Genomic DNA, 8744 nt, shown 5'->3' with positions numbered 1-8744 from the left:
ATGGGGCTAAAGCCCCACGAGGCGCTTTTCCTCCCCGCGCTAAAGCGACGGGGATTCCAAGCTACCGAAAGTTTTACTTGAAAAAAGCCGCTCAAACCCACCAACAAAACGTACAAAGGTATCTACAGCGCCGTATCGAAGCTGCCAGAGCCAGGGGCGACGAAAAGCTGGTGAAAATTCTGGAAGCGGAAGCCAACTATCAAAAATAATTTGCAATTGTCGCAGACGAATGCGGGGGGTCCCCCCCCGATCGACCGGATCTACACCCTGCCTAAAACCTAGGTAGGGAAAATTTTTTTGAGTCCCTGTGGGCCAGGGAAAGAGGTGGTTTTTCTCAGTGCGATCGCGAAAATTTATTGGTCAAAAGTGCAGATATCGCTGTACTCTGTTTAAGGTATGCTGACAAGAAATGGGAAAGCGTATAATTCATGACTGCAGCCGCACAACCAAAATGTGAAGTTAAAGATCTATCTCTAGCACCCCAAGGGAAAGAGCGTATTGAGTGGGCTGAGCGGGAAATGCCCGTACTTCGGCAAATCCGCGAGCGATTTGCGAAAGAGAAACCTTTTGAAGGCATTCGCCTCGTTGCTTGCTGCCACGTAACTACGGAAACAGGAAATCTAGCTCGCGCGCTCAAAGCTGGTGGTGCCGATGCGATGCTGATTGCCAGCAATCCGCTGTCTACCCAAGACGACAACGCCGCTAGCTTGGTCGTTGACTACGGCATTCCCGTCTTCGCCATCAAGGGAGAAGACAACGAAACCTACCACCGTCACGTTCAGCTAGCCCTGGACCACAAGCCCAACATCATCATCGACGATGGTAGCGACGTAACTGCCACCTTGATTAAGGAACGGCAGCACCAAATGGGCGACATCATCGGTACCACCGAGGAAACCACCACCGGCATCGTACGCCTGCGCGCCATGTTCAACGATGGTGTGTTGTCCTTCCCGGCGATGAACGTCAACGACGCGGAAACCAAGCACTTCTTCGACAACCGCTACGGTACCGGTCAGTCTACTTTGGATGGCATCATCCGTGCCACCAATATTCTGTTGGCTGGTAAAACCGTGGTTGTCGTGGGCTACGGCTGGTGCGGTAAAGGCTGTGCCCTGCGCGCCAAAGGTATGGGCGCCGATGTGGTCGTCACCGAGGTCAACGCCGTACGGGCCCTAGAAGCCAAAATGGACGGTTTCCGGGTCATGCCCATGAACCAAGCTGCCAGTATTGGCGATGTGTTCATTACCGTCACCGGTAACAAGCACGTCATCGATGCCCACCACTTTGACGCCATGAAAGATGGTGCCATTGTCTGTAACTCCGGGCACTTTGACCTGGAACTGAACCTGGACTACGTCAAAGAAAAAGCTACCAGCAAGCGTGTTGTACGTCAGTTTGCTGAGGAGTACCACATGCCTTCTGGCAAGTCTGTGATTGTGCTGGGTGAAGGTCGTCTGATTAACTTGGCAGCCGCTGAAGGACACCCCAGCGCGGTTATGGACATGAGTTTTGCCAACCAAGCCTTGGCTTGCGAACACTTGGTGAAAAACAAAGGCAAGCTACAACCTGGCGTGTACAACATTCCTGAAGACATCGACCAGGAAATTGCTCGCTTGAAGCTCAATGCTCTGGGGATCGAAATGGATACCCTGACCCAAGACCAAATCGATTACCTCAATTCCTGGACCGTAGGTACCTAAAATTTGGTTTTTGCATAGGGAATAGGTAAAGACAGGCGATCGCGATCGTGTACAATGTAGGCGTTTCGCGCCGGCGGTCGCGATCGCAACTTTTCGCCTGTTTTCTTTGCTTGCCCTATTTCTATGGCCAAACTATCTGCGGAATTACAGCGCGTTTTCTTGAACGAAGAACGCGACAGCCAGGTAACGCTGGCAGAAATTTTGGAATTATCTGGGGAGAGAACGTTTGGATTTTTATTTGTCCTACTGTCTCTCCCTTCTGCTTTGCCCGTACCAGCACCGGGGTATTCCATTCCCTTCGGTGTGGTGATGTTTTTGCTGGCGGCACAGTTGATAGCCGGGTCTCAATATCCCTGGTTGCCTGCCAAGTGGAAGCAAAAATCGGTAAAGCTGCAAAAAGTGCAAGGGTTTTTAAAAACTGGGCTTCCCTGGTTGCGACGCATCGAACTGCTATCGCGCCCGCGTCTGAGTTATATTTGTACGAGTATCCCGGGAAGAACGATTATTGGTATAGCGATCGCTTTGATGTCGGTTGCCATGATGGTGCCGATTCCGGGAACCAATACACTGCCCGCCATTGGTATTTTTATTACCGGCTTTGGATTGCTCGATGACGATGGTGCGATCGCTGCGGGTGGTTTGTTTGTTTGCTTGCTAGGATTTACCTTAGCTGGCACGATTGTCTTTTTTGGCAAGGAAGCGATTCAACAGACCATCGAATTGCTTCGTTAAAATAAAGATACTTTTTAAAATACGGTAGTCTAGAAATGCTGCTGTTGGTTGGCCGCCGAATGCCGACAAATTGTCCATGACCTCCAAACGTACTCGCAACCAAGAACGGATTTTATCCCTGCTCAAAGACCAACGGCGAGCGCTTTCCGCTCAAGATATCTATACGGAACTGCGCAACTGCAATCAAGGCATGGGTCTGGCTACAGTGTATCGTTCTCTAGAAGCCTTAAAATTGCAAGGGGAAGTGCAAGTACGTCCCCTTGCCAACGGCGAATCCCTCTACAGCCCCGTACACCGCGACAAACACCATCTCACCTGCTTGCAGTGCGGTGCATCGATTCCCCTAGACGAATGTCCCGTACACGAGTTGGAAAGCCAACTGCAAGCGACCTACAACTTTAATATTTTCTACCATACCTTGGAATTTTTCGGCTTGTGCGATCGCTGCCAGCACCAGCAGCAGCAACAACAACCAACCTCTTCTCAAGAAACCTCCTGAACAACGGTATTTAGCCGCTGTTGCTGTCTTGATGGGTTTTGTTCTTTTCTCCCACCAGCGATCGCATGCCCTCAAACGTGGACATAATACTGTTGGGATCGAAAAACATCACCTTGCTGCTTTCGCTGTTGCCAATTTGCGAACCCATTTGCAAATATCCTTGGGTCAGCAAATACTGCAGGGATTCCTCGGCATGGGGATGGGAAGCCAGGGTTTCGGTAATCACCTTCATGGCTTCCGAAGTAGCCTGGGCTTTGAGGATTTCCCGTTGCTTTTCCCCTTCCGCCCTCAAGGCAATAGCTTTCTTTTCCGCCTCTGCTTCTAAAATCTTAGCTTTCTGTTCGGCTTGCGCTTGCAACACTTGAGCGTCGGCTTTTCCTCGGGCGTGATTGACCGCCGATTCCCGTTCCCCTTCCGAGGTTAAAATGGCAGCGCGTTTTTTCCGTTCCGCCGACATTTGCAATTCCATGGAATCCTGTACCGCAGAAGAAGGTAGCAAATCCCGCAATTCCACCCGGGTAATCTTCACTCCCCAAGGATCGGTGGCTACATCCAACTCTTGTAACAAAATTTCGTTCACCTCGGCGCGGGCGCTAAAGGTTTGGTCTAACTCCAACTTGCCCATTTCCGAACGCACTTGGGTTAAAACCAAATTCACCATGGCATCTTTTAAATTTTCCACCCGGTAGTAGGCTTTTTCCATATCCACAATGCGCCAGTAAACCACCGCATCCACCGTCACCGCCACATTGTCTTTGGTAAAGCATTTTTGGGGCGGAATGTCAATCACTTTTTCCCGTTTGGTTTCGTGAAATACCTTCCTCTCCACGACAGGAATCACGTAGCGCAACCCCGGCTGCAATTTTTTTCCGTTGTAACGCCCCAACATTTCCACAATCGCTTCCGTTTCTTGGTTAACCCGGCGCAATCCAGACAAACCAAATGCGATGAATATTGCCAAAACCCATAAAAAGGAATTCATACAGCAACTCCGAAATACGTTCGTTCAAAAAAATGGTCTGTTATCTTAAAAGCAACCCACGCCATTGCTAGTCGCGCAAATAACGTAGCGGCAAAACCACAATGGTATTGCCCTCCCGGCGAACCACATACACCTTTTCACCAGCAGCGATGGCAAGGGTTTCGTCGCTGCATACTGCCCGCCAAGAATTGCCCTCGTAAAGCGCTCTGCCTGCTTTTCCAGGGGGAATTTCCGTTAGTGTCTCAGCTTCGGTGGCACTTTCTAGGCTTTTTGCCGTTTTCTTGGGGAGCAATCGTTGGGTAGCATAGACAGACAGCAGGGAAAAAACCATCCACAACGCTACCTGTACGGAGATTTGAGGCACCAACAAAGAAACAACACCTACCAAGAGGGCACTCACACCCATCATGAAAACCACAAACGCTGTCGGTACCAACAATTCAACGCCGCAAAGCACCAATCCCACCAGCAACCAGACGTTGGTAGGATTCAGTAAAGAGGCTAAAGATGCGGGCATAGCAGTTTCTCCAAAAGTCTTGGCTAGCGGGTCTTGGGGTATGGAATGTGGGAGAAATAACGATCGCCTGATTCTTCATCCTTGGCGTTCCCATCACCACACTTGCTCTCTTACCCATCAGTTTAATTCATATTTGCCCAACCGTGCTGGTTTTCCCAGACTCGATCTGGTTTAATTTTTTGTGAAATAGGGGGTTTTGATAAATGGTTACAAATCTGGCACCATCTCCACCTACGCGCTATCTTTGGGCAGTGGGAACCTTAGCTGCACAAATCCCCATTGGTCATTTGATTGCCAATCGGTATCGGGTGGTTGCTCCGCAAGTTTGGCTGGATACGGCACCGCAAACGCCACCAACAAGGTCGAACCAACTCTCTCCGGAAAGCTACCAGCAAATCGTTCTACCGTATTTGTATTTATATCCCTATCGCTTGCATCTGCCGCAACCTTTTGGATTCTGCCACTGGGCAGAATCGCCGGCAGGAAGGGGCGCAGCGCGTTACGCCCCTACGGAAATTTTGCTGTTGGAAAATGCTCCCATTGACGGTAACGGCAAGTTGTATCCCAGCATTGAGGAGGTTTGGTCGGAAGCGTCTGCTTTGCGACAGCTGAATTGGCTGTGGCAAATGTTAGGGTTGTGGCTGCCTTTGAGGGAATTCCGCTTGGCTTCTAGCTTGTTAAAACCAGAAAATATCCGCATTTGGGGCAGTCGAGTTTGGTTGTTGGAACTTTTAAAATCAAAAACCGAAACGCAGAGCGATCGCCCTCTTGCTTTAACCGATCTGAGCTATCCCTGGCAGCAATGGGCAAAAACCAGTCAAGCAAGTATTCGGGTGCCGTTACAAGAGATTTGTCAAGCTATGCGCCGCCCAGATGCCGATCCAGACGCGATCGCGACCCAACTCAATCAATTATTACAGGAAAAAGCCCAGGAACAACCCATCCAGCAGCACTGGTTGGGTGCCACCGATACAGGCAAAAACTGCCACCACAACGAAGATGCCTGCTATCCTACCACAGCCGATCTGCAAACGATGAAGGCCCTATACGACGGTGGCGAACAACTGGCATTTGGTTTTGTCTGCGATGGAGTGGGTGGTCATGAAGGGGGAGAGGTGGCCAGTCGCTTAGCCAAGCAAGCTTTACGTTTGGAAATCCCAGCTTTTTTACAACAAGTAGCCAAAGAAGAAAGCATGACACCGCAGCAGATTGGCGAACAGCTGGCTGCTATCTTGCGCGTGGTTAACAATCTCATTGCCGCCGAAAACGACAAACAAGAACGCACCAACCGCAAACGCATGGGGACTACCCTCGCCATGGCGTTTTCCTTATCGCCGTCTGCATACGTGCGTACGGGGGAACCGGGAGTTGCCTGTCAAAGTTACCGAGAAGTTTATTTGGTCCATGTGGGCGATAGTCGTGCTTATTGGCTGACCAAAGATGCTTGCCATTTGCTGACTTTAGATGATACCATCGCCACTCGGGAAGTTCGCCAAGGACGGAGTTTTCCCAGTGCCGCCAACCAGCGTTCCGATGGGGGGGCACTGACCCAAGCTTTAGGAACCAAAGTTGGGACTTCTTTGCATCCCACTATCCAACGATTCATATTAGATGAAGATGGCATTTTGCTCCTATGTTCCGATGGGTTGAGCGATGGCGATTGGCTGGAGAGAGAATGGTCGAATTTTTCTCCCCAGCTTTTATCGGGAAACCTTTCTTTAGAAACAGCGGTTAAACAATTTATCGATCGGGCAAATGAATGTAATGGTGAGGATAATGTTTCCGTGGTGCTTTGTCACAATTTTGTGGCTGCCCCGCAAGTGGAACTGTTTTCCCCACAAGAGCGCGATCGCACTGCGGAAGAAATGTCGGCATCCTCCCAATCACTGTTTGCAACCGCTACCCCCCGGGCATCGCGCCGTCGTTCTCCCATTTCCCCGGCGGTGGCCTTGGTAAGTTTGGCGGTGGCGGTGGTGGTGAGTACCAGCGTCGGCATTTGGATTTGGTCGCAGGTTGCCCCCGGCAGCTTTCAACAGTTCCAAGAGCAAATTTCTCCTTCCCAGTAGCCTATCCTGGGGGTTGCAAATATTCCTGGAATCGCTTTTGCAGTTGCGTTGCCGTGAGTTCGGCGGTCCAATATTCCACCACTGCATGACCGAACGCCCAAGCATTGCGGTCGGGGTCTTCTTGGTTTGCCAACAGCAACGGCCATAGGGATAGCAGATCAAAATCAAACGGTCCCACATCTTCCGGACCTACCAGAGAGAACAGTTCGTAGGCCATTTGTAACTTGCCAATGGCCATGGGTAGCTGTTCTACGGGAATTTGTTCCGCCAGCAAACGAGCCAATGTCGGCGAACCGGTGGTCATGGTAGAAAGAAAGCTCAAAATTGGGCTTTTCAACATGGCGGTTAGCCCTTGGGTGGTAGACATTTGAAAGGTATAGCGGTCGATGACTTTGGCGGTGGCTTCTATCCGCGATCGCCGGTCGCGTAAAAATCTTGCCAGCCGGGATTGTTTGGCGGGGTCGATGGCTTCCATGAGGGCAACCGAGAGTCGATCGACATTCCAAGCACTGCGATCGCTATTTTTGTCTGCGGCAACCAAGGGCAAAATCCCCCGGGCGCGATCGCCGAGAACTTCTTGCCGATAAGCCGTAGCTTCGCGAATGGACCGTTCTTTGGGGCGATCGCCGTTTTCCCAATCGTAGGGAGGCTGCCATTCCCGCAACGGTCGCAAGCGGTCTACTTGGGTAACAATGACAAGAGTAGGCAAATCTTCCAGTTCCCCTTGTACTTCTTGCAAGAAATCCACATCCATTTGCAAAGCCGGGTCTAACGCTGGGGTAACCAACAACAAGACATCGGCTTGGCGGGCGCATTCTAAGGTGGCTTGCCGCAAATCTTCCCCTTGGGCTTGTTCGTATCCGGGGGTATCCCATAAGGTTAGAGTCTCGCCGGTGGGGGCTTGCCACTGGTAGCTTTGTACTTGGTCGGTACTGGGCAATACGTCTACAGCCGCTTTATCTGCTTGAAATAGGGTATTGATGGTACTGCTTTTACCAGCCCCCGTACGCCCCACCAGTAAGATGCTAACGGGTTTTTGTTCGATTTGTTCGCTGGGTTCCGCTTGTTCGATGATTTCTTGTAAGGTTTGGGTCTTGTTTTCAGCCAGTTGGGAACTGTCGGAACTGGGGGCAAAGGATACTTGGTCCCGCAAATCTTCACCGCCGTAGAGAGAAATCGCTTGCTGGCATAAGGTTCGCAGGGCTGCTTCCCGCAAAATTTGATTGAAATTGCCCAAGAGTTCTTGACTCGCCCGATTGTTGCTGGGTTTGCTGGCATAATTGGCGATCGCAGCCGCAGGATTGAGAATCCATTGCGCCCAGTTCCACACCTGCAAGGCTTTTTTCGCCGATGGTTCTAATTGCCGATAGGTTTTGTAAGCGCGATAGGCATGGGCAACGGTTATTTGGTTGAGAACTGGGGTTAGTTGCTGCATCCACTGGTCCAAATCGTCTACCGTTCCCCGAATCAATCCGTAGGCTTGGGTTACGTAAATATTTAGTAAAGGATATTTGGCTTGGGGATGGTAGATTTGCGCGATCGCAACAGCTAAATTCTTACAACGTTCCCAAAAAATATTCCAATCTTCCCAAATCGGCGGGTCGTTGCGGCTGGCTTCGATGGTTTGTTGCAACACGGCTGCTGCTTTTTGTAAGGTTTCTTGTGCTTCCGCCTCGCTTTTGCCTTCTGGCGGAGTCAGTACCTGGTTGGCAGCCAAATCGTTGGCATTCCCTTCACCTTCAACTTCGCGAACCACCGGTTTGGTCCATTTCACCAACAACCACCGCCATCCCACAAAGACCACGATAATAATGGCCCAAACCCAATTAATTTGCCACTGATAAATTTGCCATCCTGCCGCCACCAGCAAGAAAGCCGCAATTGCCACCATCGGTGTGGCGAGAATTATCCATTGCCAAGTTTTGAACTGTACCATAGTGTTAATCTAGATTGATGCCTGGGAGTGTACCGAGCGTCGGAGTGTGGAAGTTTGGGAGACTAGAAGATTTAGGAAATCAATTTATTTCTGTCTCCCATGCCCCCATTCTCCCCAATATTAACCCCTCACGGCACCATGATATCCTCAACCGAAACGCGCGTATCCCGCAAACAAGCATCCAACTGTACCCACAAATCGGGAAACCAGAAATGAAATTTTTCAGCTTGGCCAATTTCCATATCGCGATAGTCAAAACCAGGGGCAACAGCTTCTCCCAACAAACCAAACTCACCGGTTTCTAATACA

The 8744-nt window shown here is 50.5% G+C and carries 8 protein-coding genes and 1 pseudogene; 5 read left to right on the top strand and 4 right to left on the bottom strand.

From position 1 onward, the window contains the following. From AS151_RS22425 to AS151_RS02115, 4 genes are all read left to right on the top strand, one after another. On the top strand, positions 1-209 hold a 209-nt coding region (locus AS151_RS22425), incomplete at its 5' end, for a hypothetical protein (RefSeq protein WP_071515424.1). 219 nt (positions 210-428) lie between these two features. Beyond that, a complete protein-coding gene (gene ahcY, locus AS151_RS02125; protein ID WP_071515423.1) occupies positions 429-1703 on the top strand; it encodes an adenosylhomocysteinase in 1275 nt (424 codons plus the stop codon). A 123-nt stretch (positions 1704-1826) separates the two neighbouring features. Further along, entirely contained in the window at positions 1827-2435 is a 609-nt protein-coding gene (locus AS151_RS02120; RefSeq protein WP_071515422.1) for an exopolysaccharide biosynthesis protein, read from the top strand. 76 nt (positions 2436-2511) lie between these two features. Next, complete coding sequence (locus AS151_RS02115) at positions 2512-2934, top strand: transcriptional repressor (RefSeq protein ID WP_071515421.1); 423 nt, start codon at positions 2512-2514, stop codon at positions 2932-2934. A 10-nt stretch (positions 2935-2944) separates the two neighbouring features. Here AS151_RS02115 and AS151_RS02110 read toward each other — a convergent pair whose 3' ends face one another. Together AS151_RS02110 and AS151_RS02105 are read right to left on the bottom strand one after the other, a co-directional pair. After that, positions 2945-3916, bottom strand: a complete 972-nt coding sequence (locus AS151_RS02110) for an SPFH domain-containing protein (protein WP_071515420.1) — start codon at positions 3914-3916, stop codon at positions 2945-2947. 67 nt (positions 3917-3983) lie between these two features. Then, positions 3984-4433, bottom strand: a complete 450-nt coding sequence (locus tag AS151_RS02105; protein WP_071515419.1) for an NfeD family protein — start codon at positions 4431-4433, stop codon at positions 3984-3986. 203 nt (positions 4434-4636) lie between these two features. Between AS151_RS02105 and AS151_RS02100 the strand changes: the two genes are divergently transcribed. Further along, the gene (locus AS151_RS02100) at positions 4637-6499 is read left to right on the top strand and encodes a protein phosphatase 2C domain-containing protein (protein WP_071515418.1); all 1863 of its coding nucleotides are present in this window, start codon (positions 4637-4639) and stop codon (positions 6497-6499) included. 1 nt (position 6500) lies between these two features. Here AS151_RS02100 and AS151_RS02095 read toward each other — a convergent pair whose 3' ends face one another. Further along, the gene (locus AS151_RS02095) at positions 6501-8435 is read right to left on the bottom strand and encodes a GTPase (RefSeq protein WP_071515417.1); all 1935 of its coding nucleotides are present in this window, start codon (positions 8433-8435) and stop codon (positions 6501-6503) included. A 128-nt stretch (positions 8436-8563) separates the two neighbouring features. Beyond that, positions 8564-8744, bottom strand: a pseudogene (locus tag AS151_RS02090) (hypothetical protein); the annotation flags it as partial.

The organism is Geitlerinema sp. PCC 9228 (assembly GCF_001870905.1).
In the GTDB taxonomy this organism is placed as follows: Bacteria; Cyanobacteriota; Cyanobacteriia; order Cyanobacteriales; family PCC-9228; genus PCC-9228.
Note: the sequence above shows the minus strand (reverse complement) of the source record. Positions and strands in the feature narration are given on the sequence as shown.

Coding starts and splice junctions, on each gene's coding strand:
- AS151_RS02115 (WP_071515421.1), top strand. CDS start 2,512: ATGACCTCCAAACGTACTCGCAACCAAGAACGGATTTTATCCCTGCTC.
- ahcY (WP_071515423.1), top strand. CDS start 429: ATGACTGCAGCCGCACAACCAAAATGTGAAGTTAAAGATCTATCTCTA.
- AS151_RS02105 (WP_071515419.1), bottom strand. CDS start 4,433: ATGCCCGCATCTTTAGCCTCTTTACTGAATCCTACCAACGTCTGGTTG.
- AS151_RS02120 (WP_071515422.1), top strand. CDS start 1,827: ATGGCCAAACTATCTGCGGAATTACAGCGCGTTTTCTTGAACGAAGAA.
- AS151_RS02110 (WP_071515420.1), bottom strand. CDS start 3,916: ATGAATTCCTTTTTATGGGTTTTGGCAATATTCATCGCATTTGGTTTG.
- AS151_RS02095 (WP_071515417.1), bottom strand. CDS start 8,435: ATGGTACAGTTCAAAACTTGGCAATGGATAATTCTCGCCACACCGATG.
- AS151_RS02100 (WP_071515418.1), top strand. CDS start 4,637: ATGGTTACAAATCTGGCACCATCTCCACCTACGCGCTATCTTTGGGCA.